The 17,946-nt window shown below is 50.3% G+C and carries 35 protein-coding genes; 11 read left to right on the top strand and 24 right to left on the bottom strand.

Annotated features, from left to right (window positions below; genetic code table 11):
• Positions 1-30 precede the first annotated feature (30 nt).
• On the bottom strand, positions 31-636 hold the full coding sequence (locus tag AFK66_RS22935) for a hypothetical protein (RefSeq protein WP_071603006.1): 606 nt from the start codon (positions 634-636) through the stop codon (positions 31-33).
• On the bottom strand, positions 636-878 hold the full coding sequence (locus AFK66_RS05180) for a DUF2560 family protein (RefSeq protein ID WP_007779445.1): 243 nt from the start codon (positions 876-878) through the stop codon (positions 636-638). Before AFK66_RS05180 ends, AFK66_RS22935 begins: the two co-directional genes overlap by 1 nt.
• A gap of 32 nt (positions 879-910) precedes the next feature.
• On the opposite strand from AFK66_RS05180, the gene AFK66_RS22820 reads away from it, so the two are divergent.
• Positions 911-1,279: a hypothetical protein gene (locus tag AFK66_RS22820; RefSeq protein WP_155242689.1), complete on the top strand. Its 369-nt coding sequence runs from the start codon at positions 911-913 to the stop codon at positions 1,277-1,279.
• A 151-nt stretch (positions 1,280-1,430) separates the two neighbouring features.
• On the opposite strand, the gene AFK66_RS05170 is transcribed toward AFK66_RS22820, so the two are convergent.
• The 21 genes from AFK66_RS05170 to AFK66_RS05085 all read right to left on the bottom strand — a co-directional run bounded on the left by AFK66_RS05170 (position 1,431) and on the right by AFK66_RS05085 (position 12,398).
• Positions 1,431-1,796 (bottom strand): hypothetical protein, encoded by a 366-nt coding sequence (locus AFK66_RS05170; protein WP_032967885.1) that lies wholly within the window; start codon positions 1,794-1,796, stop codon positions 1,431-1,433.
• Complete coding sequence (locus AFK66_RS05165; protein WP_038882298.1) at positions 1,786-2,289, bottom strand: lysozyme; 504 nt, start codon at positions 2,287-2,289, stop codon at positions 1,786-1,788. Before AFK66_RS05165 ends, AFK66_RS05170 begins: the two co-directional genes overlap by 11 nt.
• A 2-nt stretch (positions 2,290-2,291) precedes the next feature.
• Positions 2,292-2,528: a phage holin gene (locus tag AFK66_RS05160; protein ID WP_012125411.1), complete on the bottom strand. Its 237-nt coding sequence runs from the start codon at positions 2,526-2,528 to the stop codon at positions 2,292-2,294.
• A 540-nt stretch (positions 2,529-3,068) separates the two neighbouring features.
• The gene (locus AFK66_RS05155; RefSeq protein WP_032967883.1) at positions 3,069-3,848 is read right to left on the bottom strand and encodes an antitermination protein; all 780 of its coding nucleotides are present in this window, start codon (positions 3,846-3,848) and stop codon (positions 3,069-3,071) included.
• Positions 3,845-4,186: a hypothetical protein gene (locus AFK66_RS05150; RefSeq protein WP_080629873.1), complete on the bottom strand. Its 342-nt coding sequence runs from the start codon at positions 4,184-4,186 to the stop codon at positions 3,845-3,847. Before AFK66_RS05150 ends, AFK66_RS05155 begins: the two co-directional genes overlap by 4 nt.
• On the bottom strand, positions 4,183-4,362 hold the full coding sequence (locus AFK66_RS05145; RefSeq protein WP_007779152.1) for a hypothetical protein: 180 nt from the start codon (positions 4,360-4,362) through the stop codon (positions 4,183-4,185). The genes AFK66_RS05150 and AFK66_RS05145 overlap by 4 nt, the downstream gene beginning before the upstream one ends.
• Entirely contained in the window at positions 4,359-4,550 is a 192-nt protein-coding gene (locus AFK66_RS05140; protein ID WP_032967882.1) for a hypothetical protein, read from the bottom strand. The genes AFK66_RS05145 and AFK66_RS05140 overlap by 4 nt, the downstream gene beginning before the upstream one ends.
• Entirely contained in the window at positions 4,547-4,942 is a 396-nt protein-coding gene (gene rusA / locus AFK66_RS05135) for a crossover junction endodeoxyribonuclease RusA (RefSeq protein ID WP_032967881.1), read from the bottom strand. The genes AFK66_RS05140 and rusA overlap by 4 nt, the downstream gene beginning before the upstream one ends.
• A complete protein-coding gene (locus AFK66_RS22930; protein WP_032968661.1) occupies positions 4,939-5,220 on the bottom strand; it encodes a hypothetical protein in 282 nt (93 codons plus the stop codon). Before AFK66_RS22930 ends, rusA begins: the two co-directional genes overlap by 4 nt.
• The gene (locus AFK66_RS21160; protein WP_071603077.1) at positions 5,198-5,380 is read right to left on the bottom strand and encodes a protein NinF; all 183 of its coding nucleotides are present in this window, start codon (positions 5,378-5,380) and stop codon (positions 5,198-5,200) included. Before AFK66_RS21160 ends, AFK66_RS22930 begins: the two co-directional genes overlap by 23 nt.
• Positions 5,373-5,708: a phage protein NinX family protein gene (locus tag AFK66_RS05125; protein ID WP_032967879.1), complete on the bottom strand. Its 336-nt coding sequence runs from the start codon at positions 5,706-5,708 to the stop codon at positions 5,373-5,375. The genes AFK66_RS21160 and AFK66_RS05125 overlap by 8 nt, the downstream gene beginning before the upstream one ends.
• Positions 5,701-5,880 carry a NinE family protein gene (locus tag AFK66_RS21155; RefSeq protein ID WP_032967878.1) on the bottom strand — a complete coding sequence of 60 codons (180 nt, stop codon included), beginning with the start codon at positions 5,878-5,880 and terminating at the stop codon, positions 5,701-5,703. The genes AFK66_RS05125 and AFK66_RS21155 overlap by 8 nt, the downstream gene beginning before the upstream one ends.
• Positions 5,877-6,317, bottom strand: coding sequence for a recombination protein NinB (locus AFK66_RS05120; RefSeq protein WP_059223195.1), 441 nt, complete (start codon positions 6,315-6,317; stop codon positions 5,877-5,879). The genes AFK66_RS21155 and AFK66_RS05120 overlap by 4 nt, the downstream gene beginning before the upstream one ends.
• A 193-nt stretch (positions 6,318-6,510) precedes the next feature.
• Entirely contained in the window at positions 6,511-6,801 is a 291-nt protein-coding gene (locus AFK66_RS05115; protein ID WP_038882291.1) for a phiTE_015 family protein, read from the bottom strand.
• Positions 6,802-7,136: 335 nt separating this feature from the next.
• Positions 7,137-7,607 (bottom strand): winged helix-turn-helix domain-containing protein, encoded by a 471-nt coding sequence (locus AFK66_RS05110; RefSeq protein ID WP_236610872.1) that lies wholly within the window; start codon positions 7,605-7,607, stop codon positions 7,137-7,139.
• Positions 7,608-7,754: 147 nt separating this feature from the next.
• Positions 7,755-8,717: a hypothetical protein gene (locus AFK66_RS22815; protein ID WP_050570125.1), complete on the bottom strand. Its 963-nt coding sequence runs from the start codon at positions 8,715-8,717 to the stop codon at positions 7,755-7,757.
• Positions 8,718-8,734: 17 nt separating this feature from the next.
• Entirely contained in the window at positions 8,735-10,615 is a 1,881-nt protein-coding gene (locus tag AFK66_RS05100) for a toprim domain-containing protein (RefSeq protein WP_038882290.1), read from the bottom strand.
• A 110-nt stretch (positions 10,616-10,725) separates the two neighbouring features.
• Positions 10,726-11,574: a replication protein gene (locus AFK66_RS05095; protein ID WP_032967799.1), complete on the bottom strand. Its 849-nt coding sequence runs from the start codon at positions 11,572-11,574 to the stop codon at positions 10,726-10,728.
• A complete protein-coding gene (locus AFK66_RS22705; RefSeq protein WP_165688899.1) occupies positions 11,571-11,714 on the bottom strand; it encodes a hypothetical protein in 144 nt (47 codons plus the stop codon). Before AFK66_RS22705 ends, AFK66_RS05095 begins: the two co-directional genes overlap by 4 nt.
• A gap of 40 nt (positions 11,715-11,754) precedes the next feature.
• Positions 11,755-12,033, bottom strand: coding sequence for a CII family transcriptional regulator (locus AFK66_RS05090; protein WP_038882287.1), 279 nt, complete (start codon positions 12,031-12,033; stop codon positions 11,755-11,757).
• Between the two features lie 128 nt (positions 12,034-12,161).
• A complete protein-coding gene (locus AFK66_RS05085; protein WP_032967800.1) occupies positions 12,162-12,398 on the bottom strand; it encodes a transcriptional regulator in 237 nt (78 codons plus the stop codon).
• A gap of 111 nt (positions 12,399-12,509) precedes the next feature.
• Between AFK66_RS05085 and AFK66_RS05080 the strand changes: the two genes are divergently transcribed.
• From AFK66_RS05080 to AFK66_RS05065, 4 genes are all read left to right on the top strand, one after another.
• Positions 12,510-13,211, top strand: a complete 702-nt coding sequence (locus tag AFK66_RS05080) for a S24 family peptidase (protein ID WP_032967801.1) — start codon at positions 12,510-12,512, stop codon at positions 13,209-13,211.
• Positions 13,212-13,882: 671 nt separating this feature from the next.
• The gene (locus AFK66_RS22925) at positions 13,883-14,155 is read left to right on the top strand and encodes a transcriptional antitermination N peptide (RefSeq protein WP_071603004.1); all 273 of its coding nucleotides are present in this window, start codon (positions 13,883-13,885) and stop codon (positions 14,153-14,155) included.
• 493 nt (positions 14,156-14,648) lie between these two features.
• Complete coding sequence (locus AFK66_RS05070; RefSeq protein ID WP_032967803.1) at positions 14,649-15,272, top strand: Nmad5 family putative nucleotide modification protein; 624 nt, start codon at positions 14,649-14,651, stop codon at positions 15,270-15,272.
• A 44-nt stretch (positions 15,273-15,316) separates the two neighbouring features.
• Positions 15,317-15,559, top strand: a complete 243-nt coding sequence (locus AFK66_RS05065; RefSeq protein ID WP_032967804.1) for a hypothetical protein — start codon at positions 15,317-15,319, stop codon at positions 15,557-15,559.
• On the opposite strand, the gene AFK66_RS21140 is transcribed toward AFK66_RS05065, so the two are convergent.
• Positions 15,536-15,820, bottom strand: a complete 285-nt coding sequence (locus tag AFK66_RS21140; RefSeq protein WP_071603003.1) for a type V toxin-antitoxin system endoribonuclease antitoxin GhoS — start codon at positions 15,818-15,820, stop codon at positions 15,536-15,538. The two genes, AFK66_RS05065 and AFK66_RS21140, sit on opposite strands and share 24 nt — an antisense overlap.
• Positions 15,821-15,976: 156 nt before the next feature.
• On the opposite strand from AFK66_RS21140, the gene AFK66_RS22700 reads away from it, so the two are divergent.
• The 6 genes from AFK66_RS22700 to AFK66_RS05045 all read left to right on the top strand — a co-directional run bounded on the left by AFK66_RS22700 (position 15,977) and on the right by AFK66_RS05045 (position 17,936).
• The gene (locus tag AFK66_RS22700; RefSeq protein ID WP_007706462.1) at positions 15,977-16,126 is read left to right on the top strand and encodes a hypothetical protein; all 150 of its coding nucleotides are present in this window, start codon (positions 15,977-15,979) and stop codon (positions 16,124-16,126) included.
• A gap of 94 nt (positions 16,127-16,220) precedes the next feature.
• Complete coding sequence (locus AFK66_RS21135; protein ID WP_071603002.1) at positions 16,221-16,373, top strand: protease FtsH-inhibitory lysogeny factor CIII; 153 nt, start codon at positions 16,221-16,223, stop codon at positions 16,371-16,373.
• Positions 16,354-16,542, top strand: coding sequence for a DUF5444 family protein (locus tag AFK66_RS05060; protein WP_007841606.1), 189 nt, complete (start codon positions 16,354-16,356; stop codon positions 16,540-16,542). Before AFK66_RS21135 ends, AFK66_RS05060 begins: the two co-directional genes overlap by 20 nt.
• A complete protein-coding gene (locus AFK66_RS22585; RefSeq protein WP_038882282.1) occupies positions 16,532-16,675 on the top strand; it encodes a hypothetical protein in 144 nt (47 codons plus the stop codon). The genes AFK66_RS05060 and AFK66_RS22585 overlap by 11 nt, the downstream gene beginning before the upstream one ends.
• Positions 16,675-17,355 carry a P-loop NTPase family protein gene (locus AFK66_RS05050; RefSeq protein ID WP_007776939.1) on the top strand — a complete coding sequence of 227 codons (681 nt, stop codon included), beginning with the start codon at positions 16,675-16,677 and terminating at the stop codon, positions 17,353-17,355. The genes AFK66_RS22585 and AFK66_RS05050 overlap by 1 nt, the downstream gene beginning before the upstream one ends.
• Entirely contained in the window at positions 17,352-17,936 is a 585-nt protein-coding gene (locus AFK66_RS05045; protein WP_007776942.1) for a hypothetical protein, read from the top strand. The genes AFK66_RS05050 and AFK66_RS05045 overlap by 4 nt, the downstream gene beginning before the upstream one ends.
• Positions 17,937-17,946: the final 10 nt, after the last annotated feature.

Here is a 17,946-nt window from a genome sequence, read left to right as displayed (position 1 = left end):
GCCCACTCAGTGAATGAGCTGTGTATTGCATTAAGCAGTAATGCCTGCTGCTTTCACCGCTGCCAGAAGCGCGTTGTATTTGGCTGACAGAGTTGCGAAGTCGTTCTTAATCGCAGTGAGAGCTGAGTTAGTCGACGTCAGGGATGCGGCTGATGTGTCAGTGGTTGCTGCTGTGGCTGCTGGTACTGCTGCTACCGTGTTACCGCCTGATGTGCCACCGGATGAGTCGGTGATAGCTGTAATCGCTGCCTGCTGAAGAACGCCGCCGCGATCTGTGCTGGTCGGCACTTTGTTACCGGCCATTGCGGTAGTGGCTGTGGTGCCGATAGTTGGAGCAAATGTTGACGGCTTGCCAGTTACTGATGCCCAGGTTACTGCTGCACCGGCCGCACTGTACTGAGCTTCGAATGCAGTCTTGCTCATGTAGAGCAGCTCGCCGGATGCACTGGTAAACAGATACCCTCCAACCACCGGTCGGAAGATGCTCATGAAGTGGCTTGATAGGTTCTGGTCTTTGTAATTGCCGTCGAAGCTGGCAATCGCATAACCCTCAATGGTCTGCTTGAGAGACTTGATGGGCAGTGCGGACACATAAACGCCGTTAGCGTCGGCATACTGAGGCCATGATTGCTTCATTACTGGGCTCCTTCAAACAGCGCGAGCGCTTCGGTTGCGGTCTGGATTGCTTTATCGGTGCGGCCAACTACGCCAGACTCAGCGGTTGCCAGCGTATAGGCGTCTTTGAATAGTTCAGCCTTGAGCTGATTGCCGCCAACGAACGCGATAGCCTTTTTAGCTGCGGCGGTGTCTTTCATTACCAGTCGATACAGATCGAGATTGAGCAGCTGCGTATCGGTCATTTGTGTTACTTCTGCCATTTTTTTTATTCCTGCTTAATGTGCGGTAGGAAGTGGCTGAACATTCTGTCCAGGAGGTAGCAATAGGTTTCGTTTGCCTTGTGGGTTTCGATAACTACGCCAACATCGTGGCAACAGTAGAACGTCGCGTGAGCACACTCATGGACAAGAGTTGCGATGTCACCGTTAAAGACGCCGATGAGGTACAGATTTTCGTTTGTGTTTTCGTTCTGGTAGTGACGGCATGTTCCGGCCAGACTGTTTATCGGTCCGACATCAACATTCAGATGCTCACAGGCTTGCGCGTATTCTTCTCTACTTCTGGCAAGGTAAACATTTGCCGAGTGGAACAGTGGAACGAAATATCGCGGGAGCTTAGGCCATTTGGACTTTGCCATGATTTGCTCGCATTGGTTATTTAAGGCACTGCTGCCGGATGTAGTCCTGCATGTAGGGTTTCATTTAACTGCGTTATACCAGGCCTGCCAGCGGTACTTATCCAGCCGCAACTGACGCAGGCATTTAGTTGTCTCGACGTCTGCCTGCAAATCAGCGTCACTGTTGGCTCCCGCATCACTTGCCTTGCATGGGGGCTGCATCAAATCCGCTGATGGTGTTGGCAGCGTCGATTGCACGCTGCCGCAACCTGACAGACTCATCATCAAAATCACAGCGGGTACGATTCGGATCTTGAACATATCTCACCACGTCTCGCGTTATGGTTCGGTAGATAACTCTTCCCTCACTGGCAGCCTGCGCGCCTTTCTGCTCTCCAGCCTGAACAGCTTTAGCTGCCCTGTCTTTCTTCTTCGCAGCCAGTGAGTTGATGTGGTCAGCGTGTGCGTACCATCCGTTGCGGTATCTGATTTCGCCGTAACCAACAGCCAGCAGAGTCAGAGATAAGATGACAATCAGGATTGTTCGCAGGCTAAAGGTCATTTTCGCTTTCCGCCAGGCACATAGAGCGCTCCATCTCTCGCCGGTTCTGCAATCCCTTCCACTTCATTCCACCGGCGTAGACCCAGCGGCGCATTTCTTCACACGCCCCTTCCTTGTCGCCCTTGTTGAGCTTGCGAAGAAGAGTCGACTTAGCGAATGCATCACTGCCTACGTTGAACACGAAGCTGTAGAGGGAGGCGCGCTGGTATTCGTTCAGAGGAACCTTAACCAGCTTGTCGACGGTCGCTTTAGCGGGCTGCAGGTCTTTCCACAAAAGCCGATCACATTCTTTGTCGGTGTAGGTCTTGCCGCGAATGATGTCGTTGCCAGTGTGGCCATCGCAGACAGTCCAGACGCCAGCGACATCTTTGTAGGCCTGATACTTGCGACCCTCTACGCCATCCTTGCCACCGATGAAAATCGTGGCGATGACCATAGAGCCCGCGCCCGCTGCGGCAATCAGTTTATTTCTCAGTGAGGACGGGATAGCCATCGTTAGTCCTCCTTTGATAACTGCCCGGCTGCGGAAGGCCATCGCTCGTACGCCTGAATCTGCGCCAGCGTGGTTTTGCGTTTGTAATACCAGTTGATACCGAACGTCAGTAGCGCCACAACAATACCGGCGATAACGCCTACTGCGCTCCACTCGTCAGGACTTAGCCGGGTCAACAACCCATTAGCCACCGTCCCGGCAGATGCGCCATAAGCTGCGCCAGAAGCTAATTTGCTCATATGTGACATCTCACACCTCCGATAGGAAGTGCTGTGGTGTAGTTAGGAAAGGCCAGCGAGGCATCGGATGCGAGGGTTCATCTGTGATTGATTGCCTGTGGCCTAATACGAAAAAGGCCCGCCGAAGCGAGCCTTAAATATTTGGAGTTATTTGATTGTGGTGGCCGGTGCTGATCTCCGGTCATAGCGTTTCCTGTATATCGCGATTTATTACCGAGGTCGCAACTCCTCAGTGGTTTCCGTGACCCGCTTACGATGACCCCACATAGAGATATACAGCTATAGCGCATCAGCCTGCGCATTCACCATAACGGTCAGAGCATTCAGCCTGAGACGGCTTATCGTCTCTCTTTTCCCTTTCGGGTGGCGCTTGGTGTTTATCACCCAGCTAAATGCTCTCACCTGTTGTGGAAATATAAAAGCCCCGAGCTATTACTCAGGGCTTCCATCAAAACCACCGTAACATTCAGGCGGATTTGTAGTGTTAGGCTTATGATATTCTAGCTTTCGTCATTTTGCAAGATACAATCGTTACCGGAATCAAACTTTGCTGGTAACTTTCGACAAAATAGCATCTGCTGCTGATTCCTCCTTTTCGAGTTCCAGAATTAATGACTCATAGAATGGCTTTACTGCCTTATCCCACACGCCAGCAGAGATAGCGTCGGTAAACTGACAAATTGCTCTGTAACATGCGGATGCTGGCAATCTTTCATACCCGCGCCCTGAGCATTGCTTGCAGGAACTCATAACCGGCACGCCCTGCTCTTCAGTCTTCTTTCTGTCCATGGCGACGCCACGCCCGCGGCATTTAACGCAGGAAGTGGAAATGACTCCTGCGCCCTTGCATTTAGTGCAGAGCGTTTCCACTACCTCCTTAGCCATCTTTGGAGGCGTATTCTTTCCACAGCCAGGGTGTTTAACGACCATCTCATTTTTTCTAAGCACGCCATGGCCTTTGCAGCAAGGGCACGTTACATGGCTCGCTGCTGAGCGGCAGTAATCCTGGTAAGCGAAAATTGCGAGCGTTTGCACAACCTTACCTTTAACATTGGTCTCAAGTTTGCGCAGGGCTGCCACCCTGTCGCAGTGCTTCATTCCATGCTGTGTCAATAACTGGATTGCTTTCCTTTTGTCGTTGTCGCTCAGGTTCATCTTGCCGCTGAAAGCACTGAACCCGAGCGATGCACGACTCTGAACCATGCCGAATGCCGCCATCACATCCGTACCCGTTAACGCCTCTGAAGCTGTTGCTCTGGGTGAGTCTGTCAACTGCGGTGACTTAGGTGAGTGAAACTTAATCGTGCTTTCAAGCCTCATGCTGCATCGCCTCCATCAGCCCATTCGCCATCCTGCCTGATTATGTATGGCCGAAAATCATCGCTTCCTGTTTCAACATGAGAAAGATTTCCCTGTCGATTTGTTTTGAACATACCAAGCGGCAAATACTGACGAGGGAACTGATTATGCCATCTGCCATATTCAGTTTCGGTTCCGTCGCTGTAATGCGTTGGCCCGCATGCGCTACAAAGTTTTTTACCTTTCGATTCTGGCGAATAAGACCAGTCAAAAAACATTTCAAATATCCCATTGAACCCTTGCGATGAAAGGGCAGTATTTTCAACGCACCCGCACTTTTCACACTGAAATAAACTCATGCTGCATCGCCTCCCTCTGGTTTGTTGATGCCAAGCCGGTTTACCAGTCCCCGACGCATTTCCATCAAACGCTTTTCCGTCTCGTGAATGTTGTTAAGCTGCCACTCGATAGCCTCAAGCATCTCCTTATCTTTCTGGCGCTGCTGAGCTAATGCGATGTTGGTTACTGTGGTCACGATGATGCCTCCTCATGTGAGCGGGCGATGGTCATCAGAACGCCATTAATCACTGCGTGACGCTGGGCGTTAGTGTCACCGATGTACTTCCTGACGGTATCACGATGGCATGAAAGCTTACGGGCTACCTCACTGAGGCATCCGTTGCACTCCTGAAGTAAGCGAGGAACTGTCTGAACGATAATCATGCTGCCTCCATTAACTCGGCTATATCGGGTAACTTTCCGCCCAGCTCTGTCACCACCAAAACGAGCATTCCGCCTTTAACCGCCTGACAGCGCTTGATGCGCATATCGTCTACCTGACCGTCATCCAGCCAGAAGCCCGCACTGGTGAGTGCGTCAAAAACGGCTTTGGGTAGATTGTCCAAATCGCGTTTGCGGTTATCGGGAGGCGCTGCGTGGATGGTGATTCTGATGCGGGGTTGGATTTTGATGTCTAACTTGTGCTGCTGAATAATTTCGATTACTTCTCGTCGGTATCGCTTACCCCAATCGCTGATGTAGTGGATTCCTCTTGAGTGACGCCAGTACCGATTATTGGAAGGCGGCCAGGGCAGGACTATTCGGTATTGATTCATCGGACCGTCACCCTCCCTTCTCGCGTTAGCTTTTGCAGCGTCAGGACAATGGCGCGGTCCATTTCAGATCGCCTTTCTTCCCGGCTGAGGTCTTTGCCGTTGTCGATTCGCTCATGACATGACGGACAAAGCGCCGCTGTTAAGCTGTCGTCGACCTTGAGGCCGATTCCCTTCCCTTCATTTCGGTGCGCAGCCTGAACTCCATACCTTCCACACAGAACGCAGCAATCTATTTCCCTGACTGCCTGAAGCCATTTATTGCTCCTGAATATCGTCATTTGCGATATCTCCGTTCGGGTCTCGATATACAAGCCATTCTTTGATGCAATCGCCGCATGCATAGGTTTCATCCGGCTCCAGTTGCTTGCTGCATCCTGCGCAGAGAGCTCTGGCTATGCTCTGCTGTTCGTAGGCTTGTGATTGGATGGGATTAAGCATGTTGGCCTTCCTGCATCATGAGGAAGACTATTGCCACTGCCCGTAAAGGGTTTCTGTGAGTTGCTGAAACTCCAGATTCGTGGCTGGCCTTCCAGACTGTCTTCCCGGCGGGGGAAATGCCTATTTTGTGTTTTTTGAGAACCGCAAATAAATCCTCTGCTCTGCGCAATGGGAAGTACCCTGTGGTCTGCACCGTGTTGAACCAATTCCATGATAGTTGAGCGCCTGTCTCGTCAATTGGGCTAATCACTGCGCTGTATTTTGGTTTGAGGAAATAGGCTAATCTCACGCTTATTTCCCCATCGCTAAGCTTGGAATAATCAGTCATGTTTTCTCCTGGCGCGACTACGCAACCAACGGATGTCGGTCAGGTCCGCGGTGTAGTGGAATGAAGGTATGTCGGACGGGGATACTTCTGGCTTTCGTTTCTTTCGGTGGGTAACGCGGTAGATGCAGTTTTCGCAGACTATGTCGGTGATGCTTCGTCGCTGTCGCCTCATGCTGCCACCCTTCTTCCTGTTCGCTTAGCCCACTCAATCGCCTCCTGAGCGTCCTCGCTCCACCGGACGTCTCTCTCTGCACCGAATGCGTAAATCAGCTCCAGAAGCCCGCTGAACTCGCTCACGCGCATCTTTGAGGTCGACTGCCCGAGTACGACAAGGCCGCCGTTGATGCCAGGCGCTGAGCGTTGGCCTTTAAGCGCCGCCGTGAAGATGTGTTTCCAGTCTTCGCTATCCAGCTTCATGCCATGCCAGACGACTTGCTCAGACACATCGCGCAGCGTGGCCCAAAGACGCTTGTTCTGCTCTACTGAGCGCGTCATTTCCTGAATGGTCACGATGAGAGGTCTTTCGGGGTCGGGGTAAAGCTGCTGGATAGCTCGGATGGCGTTTTGCTGGACTAGCGGGGTGCGGATTTCAAACGTTTGTTTCCTCATGGCGCGCCTCAATATGTGTATAGGCTATATCCTGTTCTGTATGCTGATGTGCAATTTGAATATCCAGACTGGCTTAGCTGTCGACGATATCCTTCCTCAGTTTTCCGCCACAACTCCATCAGGTCAGGGATTTGACGGCTTCTCATTTGATCGCACAGGTTCATAATGAACTTTGCTTGCTCTTCTTTAGTCATCACTCCCCCTTAACCTTGAGACCGGCGGCGCGGATGGAGTCGCATATATCCGCAATCAGTTGTCGATGGTTTAATACCTCTTGCCCTTGCGATCCGTTCCAATAACCGCTGGCATCAGGAACATCAATCTCCACCGCTGCGCGGGATGCCTGCCATGCAATCCATGCGAGGTCTGCATGAGGATGCAAGTAGTTTGTCCCGTAGCTATTTAGCTGAAGCATGTTGGTGCATTCATCTTCCGAACCAAACCGTCGAAACCACGCCTCAAACTGCTCTCTGCTCTTATCCACGGCGCTTCTCCTCTTTAGCCAATACGAATGCACTGCACAGCAGAATCAGTGCGTCTGTGAACATCAGACCATCCTGCTTAACGATGGCCGCGAACATGAAGCACATGCCTATAAAGACCAGCATTATAATGCTCATATCATGCTCCACTGATGGTTAATTGAGTGGGGTAAAGGTGTATTCGTCATCGTGCATGACGGGGTCATGGAGATAGATAAAGCCGCCATCTTCAGCCCTGTAAGGGACTCCGAAATCATTGCGAGCTGGGTCAATGTGTCGCTGGCAGAAAGGACAGTAGTGCGCATCTTTTGATGGCTCACTAGTTGAATCGCTCATATCAGGCTCCGATTCGTGAGGTAATGAGTTTTGCAAACGAACTTAACTGCGCCGTCTGGTTTATGGGCTTGCGCTCAGGTGCCGGGTAATACTCGTAGCAGCGTGTCTTGCGCCCATCTGATAGCTCTGTGTGGATGTACTTACGTGTCAGCTCGCCGTTCATCTCCAGTACCCGCATGGTGTTGATGCAGTACGCCGGAGACAGTCCGGTTATTTCGCTGGCCTGAATCGCAGTGAGCGCGCCGAAGGTTTTCACGCAGCGGATAAGCTCGGCTCTGTGATTAACGGAATCGACCAGGCGCCAGCGTCGGGGCTTCTGGCTTGTTCCGGTTAGCTCGCCGTCTTTCTGCATGCGGTTAAGTACGACGCGCACTGCTTCGAGTGTGTTCCCTGTTCGTCTGGATATTTCGTTCGTGGTTAAAACCATCCCGACATTCATGATGGCGAGAATTTTGGCTCGTATCGTTTTCATGGGATTGCTCCGCTCAATACCTAGCCTTACTGATTGCCTGAAGCATTATCAGCTGGCTGGTAAAGAGATATCGTTTGGTGAGTGTTTCGATGTCGATGAGGCGAGGAGTGCCGGTGTATCTGGCGATGGTGTCTATGTCGTCGAGGGTTATTTGCATGGCTCGGGTGCCGCAAAAAGGAGAGCTTCCTGCAGACGGTCAAGCTTCACGTATTCCCGCGCTGAATATCCTTCTTTAATCCAGTCAGCGGCGACTCTGGCCGAGGTTGTATAGTCGTAACATTCTCCGCACTTGGTCAGAAGCTCATACAGGTCAGCTACAGGCGTACACTCGAATCCATCATCGTTGCCCTCTGCTGTTGATGACTGTTTGCCGACCGGTGCGGGTGCTGCCGCGAGCATGTCATTCCATGACGCTGTAACATTGTCTTCGCAATCGGCTACCACCTGGCGGCCGCAGTCAAGACAGGTTGCCTCCGCGAAGGGATGAATCTTTCCGCGCATTTCTTTCGTTAGCTCAACCGGCACCAGTTTCCAACCTTCTGGCACAACCGCCTTACCTGCCCGCGATTCGAACTGCTGCGATGTGGTGTCGGCTTGAGCCTGCTCGGCTTCCATCATTTGCTCATACTCAGCAATCTGTGGGTCATACGGCAGAGAGTCGTCATCAGCACCAGGCGCGGGCGGTGCTGTGCAATCACATTCAATGAGAATTGGCTCTCCCCATGGCTGCACCCCGCCGCTATCTGCTAAACCAGTGTTTCCACATTTTGGACAAACTGCCGTCTCCGCAACTTTGTCTGTAGCGGGCGGTGCGGTGTAGGCGGGGATGACAACGCCGCCAAAGTCATCTTTAGATTTCATGGCGTCAAGTTCGCGAAAGTAAGCTCTTAGCTCGAAACTTTCCCCATCGCCATAATCAATCTGATTCAGGTAATATGCAGGCTCTGCCCGCTCCCGCTCTTTGCGCAGCGCCAGAAGCTCATCCATCGCCACAACGCCGAGGCCAAACATGTCGTACTGTTCTTTGTCTTCTACCGGGTCATAGTCCTGCTGCCAGCATTTAAATGCGTTACGCAGGTCTTTGGCCTGTTCTGTGCTAATAGTGCTCATGGTTAATCCTTGTGATGTCAGATTTGAGAAACATTTTCCTGCTGCCACACCTCGTCATATTCCGACTTAGGCATGTTAGCGACGTAGTTGTATGGGGATGCACCTTCGACCTGCAGAAACTGGTGAGACTGGTCGTCGAGAAACAGCGGTACGCCACCTTCCCAGCCTTCTCCGTTTCGCTGCTTTTCCAGCATCAGAACAGATGCCGGCGCGGCTAACAGTTGCTGGTCTTTATCGTTGAGTTGCTCACCTGCCTGGACGCGCTGTAGTGCCCTCTCCCGGCCTTTGTTGCGCCAGATGATAAACAGGTTGTCCGTGAGGTCGGTGATGGCACCAGAGCCTTTCACATCCATTTTGCCGGTGGGCTTTTCCTCACTGTCTCCTTTGCGGGAGTGAGTAACGAGGATGATGTGAGAGTTGGTCTTGTTCTTGAAGTCGCACAGCGCGTCGACAAACGCCTTCTGTCCGTTGTAATCGTCATCGCCGATGCCGCACTTCATGAGGCTGTCGATGATGAAAAGCCGGATTCCATATCGGCGGCGGGCATAGGTGAATATCTCAATCAGGCGTTCAGCTTTCGCCGTTCCAGTCAGACCGAATAACCATAACCGGTCATCGTAGAAGTTGAATGCCGACTCAATTTCCAGAACGGGAGGCATCTTGCAGCATGTGGCCTGGCGGGTAAGACGCTTAAGCAGTATGCCGGGCTTAAGCTCCAGCGAAGCAACGCATGTTTTTACGCCCTGCCTCATAGCTTCCAGAGCCATATGACCGACAACTTCCGTTTTTCCATGTCCGTTAACGCCGTTGACAAGCGTCAACTCTGCTTCTCGAAACTGGAAGTTATAGGCCAGAGATTCCCATGGCGGGTTAAACAGATATTGCTGCTTACCGTAGAACGCGTTGATGGTGTCCTGGTAAAACTCACGCGCGCTGTAGAGCTCTTCCGGGTCGAAGAATGCGGCACCGCCAAGACACTGCCAGATTTCATCTTCGGAGATGCCGTCCATCAGGCACTCGTTGATGTCCTTGCGTGGCAGCTTGACCATCCGGCAGCGATGCTCACCGAGACGGCTGGCTATCTCTCTGGCGGCTTCCTGTCCTACTTCGTCGTTGTCCATCGATATCCAGATTTCTTCGAAGCGATCAAGGTTGTGAAACTCAAACTCAATCCATTGCTGCTTAGCCCCCTTGCCGCCGCCGAACGGTACTGACAGTGCGTTGATGCCATACTGTGAGTAGCTCATGCAGTCGATTTCACCCTCGCACAGAACAACAGAGCGTACCTTGCTGTCCAGCGCCTGCCATCCAAACAGGCAAGGCTCGCAGTCTCCTTCGGCCATGATGACCTTCTTGCCATTCGGTCGCTCGGTACTAATGCGTTTTACCTGAATCAGCTCGCCATCGCGCTTGTACGGGAATACCAGAGCGTCCAGATCTCTCTCGCCGTTCCACACCTTGCCGCTGACGACTTCAAACGCTTTCGCCGTTTCTGGAGAGATGCCACGTGATTTGAGGTATTCGATGTGATGCTCGGTTTTGTTGCAGTATCGGGCGACTTTCTTTCGGTCAGGACGGGAGAATTTCTTTTCGCGCTTTGCGTCGAAATGGTGGTCGTCATCGCGGATGCCGAGAAACGCTTTGGCCTCCTGCATCGCCTGATGGAGGCTGATACCACGACACGCCATCCACAGGTCAAGCATGTCACCGCCATCGCCTTCAGCGAAGTCAGCCCATTTCTTTTTGCCGTTGAGGTTTACTTTCAGGCTGGAGCCTTTGTCGCCATGGACATTGCCCGCCACCCATTCATGCCCGTCTTTCTTGCCGTTCGGCAACAGGTGCGGCGCTACCCTGTCGACCTGCGACCACAGCAGGTCACTTAGTTCGCTAGGTGTCATTAGGTTGACCTCAGATCCAGACGGTTAAACCAGAATTCAACGAACGCAGGACTTAGCCGGCCATGGTTATAGCCAGCGATGAGTAACGCTTTGATTCTGGATTTCATGGCTCACCTGTCGAAGAATACATAACCGGTTTTCGACACGGTGATCGGGGAAGATGATTTGGCCTGCGGGGTTTCGGGAATCGGCTTTTCGTCGTTCCAGCGCTTCCCGTTAAGGTACGTCGCAGGATGCAGATTATCGAAGCCGAACTGCTTACCCTTCCGGCAGGCGATGTCTTCTGCCAGCATCTGAGCAAACTGCTCCGGCGTTCCGCGTGATTCTTTCCGCCACTCCTGAAACTGATATCTGAATGCAGAGATGGCTTTCTGCTTGCCCTTTTTTACCATGCCTGCACGCCAGAAAATATTCTCGAAAGCCTTGTCCGTTTCTTCGTGCCGGGAAGGTGCTTTTTCCTGCTTCGCCTGAACCTGTTCAGGCATAGTGTTTTTATATTGTCTTTCTTTCTTTTGAATAGTGTCTTTTGTGTCCCCCTGTTTTGAGGGATACGACTCCCTCAATTTGAGGGATGTTTTATCCCCTGTTTTGAGGGATATTCCCTCGTTTTGAGGGATGCACCATTCGTCGATGTTTTTGTTGGGGCCAAACATACCGCCCTGCTGCTTGATGAGACCCATTCTTACCAGTTCAAGTTTGGCTTCGTTGCAACGCTTAACGGGTAATTTGGCGATCTCCGATATCTGAGAATCACTGATTCTGTCCATGGGCTTATTCCACCCATAAGTTTTTCTCATAATAGCCAGGAGGACTTTGAATTGACGCTTGGTAAGGTCAGCTCCGGCGTAGGCTTCAAGAAGCATGTTGGACAGCTTGGCATAGCCATCTTCCAGCTCTGCCACTTTTCTCTCCACCGGGGCTTTTACCGCCCCGAAATCTGCGTATGCGACGTTGCTCATTCGGGTTTCTCCAGTCTACGTTTACTTACTTCAAGCGCCTGTTTCAGCTTCTCAGCAGCTTCCCGGCTAAACGTTCGGATAAACCTTTCACGAGCTACATTTTTGTGTACTTCGTCCTGGATAAATCGTTGCTTAACCATTAGAATGTCTCCTGTACTGTTGTTGGCGAAACACAGTGTGCTAAGCCTCGAATGAGTTACCGCTCATCGGGGCTTTATCTTTTGTGAGAAGCAGTGCTACCTGCTTTGCAAGACTCGATAATTCCTCGTCTTCCACTCCCCATTCCAGAATTGCCAACAGCATCGACATCTTCGGGATCATGCTGGATTTCCAACGGGTAATTTGCGACTCATCAACGCCCAGCTGCGATGCGATATTTCTCTGACCGCGAATAGCAATGCGGTTGAAAATGTTGCTGGTAATTGCGTTGGCTCTCTTGCGTGTGCTTGTAAGTTCCATTCGGTATTCTTCCTTTGTTGAATAGTTAAACGTGGCTATGCAAACCAATGCATTGCCATTTGTTTGAATTAATACTCGCTTTGCAGCGACGTAGGACGAATGTCCATTTTGAAAAGAGCGGGTACTGCTTAGGCGGCCTTTTCAGTTAGTTCAGGCCAGATGCTTACCCAATCACTAGGATGTAAGTCTTTGCGGGTTACTGCGCCGTTGCTGGCCTTCTCAATAAGCACGCATAGCGCGGCGCCTAAATCGTGATTCCGGCTTAATGCCTTACGCATGTAGCCAATAGTCGTCCCGCAGTCGGCAGCAAATTTGCGCTGCTCATCCAGTGAAAGGGAATTGAGATACTTTCGTAGCTCTTCCATATCCAATCTCCTTTCGAGGTATGTCTTGAGATTAAGTTTACCTATAGGTAACGATTTTAGCAATACCCATAGGTTATTTACCGGCAGGTAAATTGAGATAAAAATGTGAACATGGACAAATATGAAAAGAGAAGGCTGCGCCTCATTGAGATCAGAGACACTTTCTGTAATGGAAAGGCATCTGAGCTTGCGCGCCGAATTGAAAGAGAGCCATCCTACGTTTCACGCATGCTTTATCCAGAAGGAAAGAACGGGAAGAAGCGTATTGCTGATGACATGATGGAGGTTATAGAAACCGCTTTTGGATTGCCTCGCGGCTGGCTGGACTCTATCGCCACTGAAGACCCAATTACCAATGATGAAATAGAATTTGCAGGGAATGTCCGGGATGGTTATGTTCCGGTGGTAGGCGAAGCCATCTTAGGGGTTGATGGATCAGTGGATATGATTGAGTTTCGCGCAGGATGGTTGCGCATTTATAGCGGGGATAAGGACGCTTACGGACTGAAGGTAAAAGGCGATAGCATGTGGCCCCGCATACAGTCCGGTGAGTATGTTGTGATAGAGCCGAACACCTGTGTGCATATTGGCGATGAGGTGTTTGTAAGAACGAAAGATGGTCACAACATGATTAAAATCATGAACAAAACCCGTGATGGTGATTATCAGTTTACAAGCGTTAATAGTGATCATCGACCTATCACTCTTAGCCCTGATCTTGTCGAGAAGATGCATTACGTTTCAGCAATAGTGAAACATACCAGGTACGTGGATCAGGATGATGTTCCACGGATAGATGGCATGGGTATTTAATTGATTTTATTTATATAAGCAACGCAAGTGGTGAATTGAATGTACATACCAGGCACATTGATTCTTCTTGTAGTAGCGTATTTTTTCTACCAAATAATATCGAAGTCAAATAGTGCGCATTCGGCAGAGTTGAGCAGGAAGCAGATGCTTATTGCCGAAGCTTTATCGGTCAAAGAACGATACTCTGGAGTCTCATGGGAAGAGATGAAAGAGGATGATCAGGCGATGTACCAGTGCGCTATGCAGCGCCTTTCCTATCTCCAATCCATTCCCAAAAAACACACCCACTTAGACAGAAAGCTACCAGACTGGCCGTCAAATCCTCATCAAAAATAGCCTCCAGGCTTCTCCTATAAAAAATTAATTACCTGAAAATTCAATCAGGTAATCTTTTTTGCCAAAAATGTTTACCTATAGGTATAGACAAATCTTTTACCCACAGGTACATTTAAGCCATCAGCAGGACGCTGGTAGCCAAACGGAACAGATTGGCATCGCTCTTTCTACAACGTCGAATGAATCGACTACGAGGCTGAAAAGCCTAACGACCAAAGTGAACTTTGGGGTGAACGCAGAAGCTAACCTTCTCGGCGGAGGCGCTTGGCAGTGAGTACGCGACCGGAGTTAGTCGCCCGGCTGCGTTCACCACCAAAGATCACCAGGAGGTCACTATGTCACGCAGAACAGAGTTCAAAGGTTCATCAGCAGCTCGTCGTCGTGAGCGCAGAGCACATATGCAAAGCGCTGACAGCATCAGCAGCGAAGTAATGCATCGCCCAACACCTAGCAAGGTTGAACTGCAATGTAAGCGCAAGGTGTCTATGAGAGCTGAGGTGGTGGCGATCACAACTATTACACGCCAGTACCAGGGCTCTGTTTGCCTGCCTAATGTTGCGTTGTACTCTGCGGGATACCGTAACTCAAAAAATGTCACAGCGAGGTAAGTATGCCAGCGTATTTCTCTCCAGATGCCTGCTTTTGTCCTCTGTGCGGCAAAAAGTTTAATGCAAGGGCAGCATGGAAACATATTAATGATTACCATCCTAAAGCTTCAGAGAAAGAGCTTAAAATTATCCGTGACGCCAAAAGAGAGAAAGTACCGTTCGCTACGAAACCAGTGAGGGCAACAAAAAGCTCAATTCTTTGTCAGCCTTACTGGTCTTCAGGTCCTGATTACTCTGGAGGATTGCCATCACTAGGAAAGAAAAGATGAACCCGCTTAGGCGGGTTTTTTATTGCTGAAAATTAGCTCTCTGGTTGCGTCAGAGCATCGCGAGCCACTTCGCTCGTAGCTCTCCGCGATTACCAGGAGCCAGTTACAGAGAACAAACCGAATCGCGTTTTCTACAGCAAGCCGCGGACTGACATGGGTGTCACCTGTGTCGGCCGGCAGAAAATGAAACTTGGCAGCAAGCCACTTATTTGAGGGTTACAAATATGTCGTCAATCCGCTTAACAACGAATATCAGAGAGAAAATCGCTAGAAACGCCCTGATTAAGTCAGGAGTATTTGCCGAGCTTGAGGAGATTGCAAAGCTCAAGCATCAGCTTGCTCTCGACGCAAGGGTATATGCGCTGGGCGGGAAAAAGAAAGTAGACAAAGTTGACGGATTATCTTCGCAGATTAACGCTCTATGTGAAGAGCTTGAAAAGCTTGGCGTTTCGTTTTACTCGCGTGATGTTAACTCCACCTCCATTTACCTTACTGTATCGGGCCGCAGACTTGGATGGTACTCATATGGAAATGACAGCAATGGAAAGGAGATATCACTTCCTACTCCGGAAAAAGATAAATGTATGTTCGGCGCAGAACACGAAATAACAAAACGTTTTGATGATATTTGCGCACTTCAAACCAAGCTGGAAGCAAAGAAAAAGGATATCGAGTCAAACGTCTGGGCAGCGCTTAATTCAGTAACAACAGTTAAACGACTCATCGAAGTTTGGCCTGAAAGCAAAGAACTGCTACCGACAGAAGCAGATAAGCCAGGCTCTGCACTCCCAGCTCTGCGAGTAGATGACCTGAACAAGATGATTGGACTTCCTACTGAGGCCGCATAGTCGGCCTTTCTTTTTGGCAGCAAGCCACTTATCTGAGGTGAGATATGGAGTTAATTGTTGATATTGACCACGGCATCGCCGTAAATGAAAGCGCCATTGCGGCTTTGCTGAGGGATGAGAGAAACACCGGCAATACCATTGTTGTCCTTGTTTCAGGGAAGGAATTTGTCGCTAACGTACCACTAACAAAGATGGTGGAAATGCTCAAAAAAGGACTCCCACCAGAGGAAATGAAGGAATCACTTACCTGTGCTGGCAGTGATTCAGGCGTCGGAATACAAGTATGATGCCCAGTTGGTAAATTCGCAGACAAAAACTGCCGCGCTCTTACTTGATAATGGGTCTGATATTCTTCTGACTGCGTCTCTGATATCTGAAACTTCAGAAGGGCTAGCCCCAACATATGTTCCGGTTGGTAACTTTCTTACCGTAGAGCCAGGAGCCTGAATTGTCTTTCTGAAACCAATCGACTGCATGGCCTCATGCAGTTTTTCATAATCTTCACCATCGGCATCGAATAATTCGACCCTGACCAGATAATCCGCCATGAAATAAATCCTTTTTGACTGTGGAAAAGACAGTCTACCCCCTTCCTTGGCTGTGGAAAGTGAAGGAAATCACGCGCCGGGCGTGGCTAAACATCCCGGCAACCCTTGTTGTCTGTTCGCCCTCTCCGGAGGGCTTTTTTTCGCCTGGAGAATGCCATGTCAAAGAAAATTGAAGATTGCTATGCGCCGTATGTCCGCAACTTTCTGGAAGATAACTGGGACGATTTCGTAGATAAGCTCGCCGAAAATTATGGCGAAGACGACGCGGAAGAAATCGCCGAAGAAATCGTAAAAGGGCTGATCTGACAAAGGCCGCCTAAGCGCGGCTTTTTAAATCCCGCATATCAACAGCGCTTCATTCGAGGCGTTTTCGCTATGCCAATTAACCAAGGATAACACCATGCAACAGTTCGCTTTTGCAGGGTGGCCTGTTGTGGGCTGCTCTGAATCGCTACTCGACCTCATCACACGCAAGTTACGCACTGGCTGGAAAAAGCTGGCCGACATCCTCTCTCAACCCGGAGTGCCAAGTTATGAATATTTTGCCTGTTAACGGAACCATTCTGGTTCAGCAAGGTAATCGCGAGTTCAACAAGCTCTATGAAGCTGCATTCCCGGATACGGTTGACGGACGCCACTCAGCATATGAATGGGCGTGGGAAATCGCGATGGGATGGAATGATATTCAGGACGACGACTGGAACAAAAAACATGCTGCATGAATTAGAAGACGACGATTTCATCGCTCTCATCTCTCCTGAAATTGAAGAAGAGGTTGAGCAGCAAATTAACCTGGCGGCTGAGCGCATGAATCAGCCAATCACGTGGCAGGAATTCGCGGGGGATTTTTCATAATGGGTACTGCAACGTTAATTCTTGGCGAGTCTGGCACCGGTAAATCTACCAGCTTGCGCAACCTGAATCCTGAAGAGGTGATTCTGGTTAAACCTGTCGGAAAACCCCTGCCCTTTAAATCCCGCGAATGGAAGCCGTGGGATGCCAAATCTAAGCAGGGCGTGGTGGTAAGCAGTGACAGGTGGGATGTAATCGTTAAGGTCATTCAGAATGCCGTTAACTACGGTAAGCGCATAGTCGTTGTCGACGATTTTCAGTACGTCATGAGCAACGAGTTTATGCGCCGATCTGAAGAGAAGTCCTTCGACAAGTTCACTGAAATCGGCCGGCACGCATGGGAGGTCATCAAGGCAGCACAAGACGCGCCCGACGACCTTCGAGTCTACTTCCTTGCTCACACGGAAGAGACGGCAATGGGTCGCGTAAAGATGAAGACGATCGGGAAGATGCTCGACGAGAAAATCACCGTTGAAGGCATGTTTACCATCGTCCTCCGCACACTAACTCGTGACGACCAGTTCTTCTTCACCACCAAAAACAACGGCGCTGACACCGTTAAGTCGCCGATGGGCATGTTCGAAACCAACGAAATTGACAACGACCTGGCGATGGTTGACGCAACCATTTGTGACTACTGGGGGCTGTCTAACATCCATAACATTAAGGAAAACGCCGCATGAGCAACGTTATTTTCACCTACAACGAAGAAGCAGCATTAACCGCCGGTCAGGGCGGTTTTATTAACGAGTCTGGCGCATACGTCCTGACTATCACCGAAGCTGCGCTGAAGCAGTCGGAGAAAGGTGCGCGATTTATTGAGTTCTCTGGAGAGTCTGATGACGGCAAGAAGGTTCAGTATCTCAGCGTGTGCACCACCAAGAACGACGGCACTGAAAACAAATTCGGCGCTAACGTCATTCACGCAATGATGGGTTGCGCTGGAGTGCGCCAGTTAACTCAGCATATGCAGTCGGTGAACAGCTTTGTCGCTCCCGAGTTTCACGGAAAGAAAATCGGCCTGGTGCTTCAGAAGGTGCTTACAACCAAGCGCGATGGCTCTGACAGCTATCAGATGGAAATCAGGCTGCCTTTCATTGCGCAGACAGGCCAGACGCTGAAGGAAAAAGCCGAAGGCAAGCAGGCGGAAACCGTGCAGCACATGGTTTCAACGATGAAGGATAAGGACAACCGTAAGAAGCAATCTACAGCTTCACACTCCAGTGATGGATATCAGGATTTCGACGATGACATTCCCTTTTAACCATTCCATC

This window comes from Cronobacter malonaticus LMG 23826 (assembly GCF_001277215.2).
Classification (GTDB): Bacteria; Pseudomonadota; Gammaproteobacteria; order Enterobacterales; family Enterobacteriaceae; genus Cronobacter; species Cronobacter malonaticus.
The sequence above is the reverse complement of the archived record's forward strand: the minus strand, read 5'-3'. Positions and strand labels throughout refer to the sequence as shown.

What these genes read in the sequence shown, in the direction of transcription:
- AFK66_RS22935 (WP_071603006.1), bottom strand. Translation starts at nt 636, where the DNA reads ATGAAGCAATCATGGCCTCAGTATGCCGACGCTAACGGCGTTTATGTG.
- AFK66_RS05180 (WP_007779445.1), bottom strand. Translation starts at nt 878, where the DNA reads ATGGCAGAAGTAACACAAATGACCGATACGCAGCTGCTCAATCTCGAT.
- AFK66_RS05170 (WP_032967885.1), bottom strand. Translation starts at nt 1,796, where the DNA reads ATGACCTTTAGCCTGCGAACAATCCTGATTGTCATCTTATCTCTGACT.
- AFK66_RS05165 (WP_038882298.1), bottom strand. Translation starts at nt 2,289, where the DNA reads ATGGCTATCCCGTCCTCACTGAGAAATAAACTGATTGCCGCAGCGGGC.
- AFK66_RS05160 (WP_012125411.1), bottom strand. Translation starts at nt 2,528, where the DNA reads ATGAGCAAATTAGCTTCTGGCGCAGCTTATGGCGCATCTGCCGGGACG.
- AFK66_RS05155 (WP_032967883.1), bottom strand. Translation starts at nt 3,848, where the DNA reads ATGAGGCTTGAAAGCACGATTAAGTTTCACTCACCTAAGTCACCGCAG.
- AFK66_RS05150 (WP_080629873.1), bottom strand. Translation starts at nt 4,186, where the DNA reads ATGAGTTTATTTCAGTGTGAAAAGTGCGGGTGCGTTGAAAATACTGCC.
- AFK66_RS05140 (WP_032967882.1), bottom strand. Translation starts at nt 4,550, where the DNA reads ATGATTATCGTTCAGACAGTTCCTCGCTTACTTCAGGAGTGCAACGGA.
- rusA (WP_032967881.1), bottom strand. Translation starts at nt 4,942, where the DNA reads ATGAATCAATACCGAATAGTCCTGCCCTGGCCGCCTTCCAATAATCGG.
- AFK66_RS22930 (WP_032968661.1), bottom strand. Translation starts at nt 5,220, where the DNA reads ATGACGATATTCAGGAGCAATAAATGGCTTCAGGCAGTCAGGGAAATA.
- AFK66_RS21160 (WP_071603077.1), bottom strand. Translation starts at nt 5,380, where the DNA reads ATGCTTAATCCCATCCAATCACAAGCCTACGAACAGCAGAGCATAGCC.
- AFK66_RS05125 (WP_032967879.1), bottom strand. Translation starts at nt 5,708, where the DNA reads ATGACTGATTATTCCAAGCTTAGCGATGGGGAAATAAGCGTGAGATTA.
- AFK66_RS21155 (WP_032967878.1), bottom strand. Translation starts at nt 5,880, where the DNA reads ATGAGGCGACAGCGACGAAGCATCACCGACATAGTCTGCGAAAACTGC.
- AFK66_RS05120 (WP_059223195.1), bottom strand. Translation starts at nt 6,317, where the DNA reads ATGAGGAAACAAACGTTTGAAATCCGCACCCCGCTAGTCCAGCAAAAC.
- AFK66_RS05110 (WP_236610872.1), bottom strand. Translation starts at nt 7,607, where the DNA reads ATGAAAACGATACGAGCCAAAATTCTCGCCATCATGAATGTCGGGATG.
- AFK66_RS22815 (WP_050570125.1), bottom strand. Translation starts at nt 8,717, where the DNA reads ATGAGCACTATTAGCACAGAACAGGCCAAAGACCTGCGTAACGCATTT.
- AFK66_RS05100 (WP_038882290.1), bottom strand. Translation starts at nt 10,615, where the DNA reads ATGACACCTAGCGAACTAAGTGACCTGCTGTGGTCGCAGGTCGACAGG.
- AFK66_RS05095 (WP_032967799.1), bottom strand. Translation starts at nt 11,574, where the DNA reads ATGAGCAACGTCGCATACGCAGATTTCGGGGCGGTAAAAGCCCCGGTG.
- AFK66_RS22705 (WP_165688899.1), bottom strand. Translation starts at nt 11,714, where the DNA reads ATGGTTAAGCAACGATTTATCCAGGACGAAGTACACAAAAATGTAGCT.
- AFK66_RS05090 (WP_038882287.1), bottom strand. Translation starts at nt 12,033, where the DNA reads ATGGAACTTACAAGCACACGCAAGAGAGCCAACGCAATTACCAGCAAC.
- AFK66_RS05085 (WP_032967800.1), bottom strand. Translation starts at nt 12,398, where the DNA reads ATGGAAGAGCTACGAAAGTATCTCAATTCCCTTTCACTGGATGAGCAG.
- AFK66_RS05080 (WP_032967801.1), top strand. Translation starts at nt 12,510, where the DNA reads ATGGACAAATATGAAAAGAGAAGGCTGCGCCTCATTGAGATCAGAGAC.
- AFK66_RS22925 (WP_071603004.1), top strand. Translation starts at nt 13,883, where the DNA reads ATGTCACGCAGAACAGAGTTCAAAGGTTCATCAGCAGCTCGTCGTCGT.
- AFK66_RS05070 (WP_032967803.1), top strand. Translation starts at nt 14,649, where the DNA reads ATGTCGTCAATCCGCTTAACAACGAATATCAGAGAGAAAATCGCTAGA.
- AFK66_RS05065 (WP_032967804.1), top strand. Translation starts at nt 15,317, where the DNA reads ATGGAGTTAATTGTTGATATTGACCACGGCATCGCCGTAAATGAAAGC.
- AFK66_RS21140 (WP_071603003.1), bottom strand. Translation starts at nt 15,820, where the DNA reads ATGGCGGATTATCTGGTCAGGGTCGAATTATTCGATGCCGATGGTGAA.
- AFK66_RS22700 (WP_007706462.1), top strand. Translation starts at nt 15,977, where the DNA reads ATGTCAAAGAAAATTGAAGATTGCTATGCGCCGTATGTCCGCAACTTT.
- AFK66_RS21135 (WP_071603002.1), top strand. Translation starts at nt 16,221, where the DNA reads ATGCAACAGTTCGCTTTTGCAGGGTGGCCTGTTGTGGGCTGCTCTGAA.
- AFK66_RS05060 (WP_007841606.1), top strand. Translation starts at nt 16,354, where the DNA reads ATGAATATTTTGCCTGTTAACGGAACCATTCTGGTTCAGCAAGGTAAT.
- AFK66_RS22585 (WP_038882282.1), top strand. Translation starts at nt 16,532, where the DNA reads ATGCTGCATGAATTAGAAGACGACGATTTCATCGCTCTCATCTCTCCT.
- AFK66_RS05050 (WP_007776939.1), top strand. Translation starts at nt 16,675, where the DNA reads ATGGGTACTGCAACGTTAATTCTTGGCGAGTCTGGCACCGGTAAATCT.
- AFK66_RS05045 (WP_007776942.1), top strand. Translation starts at nt 17,352, where the DNA reads ATGAGCAACGTTATTTTCACCTACAACGAAGAAGCAGCATTAACCGCC.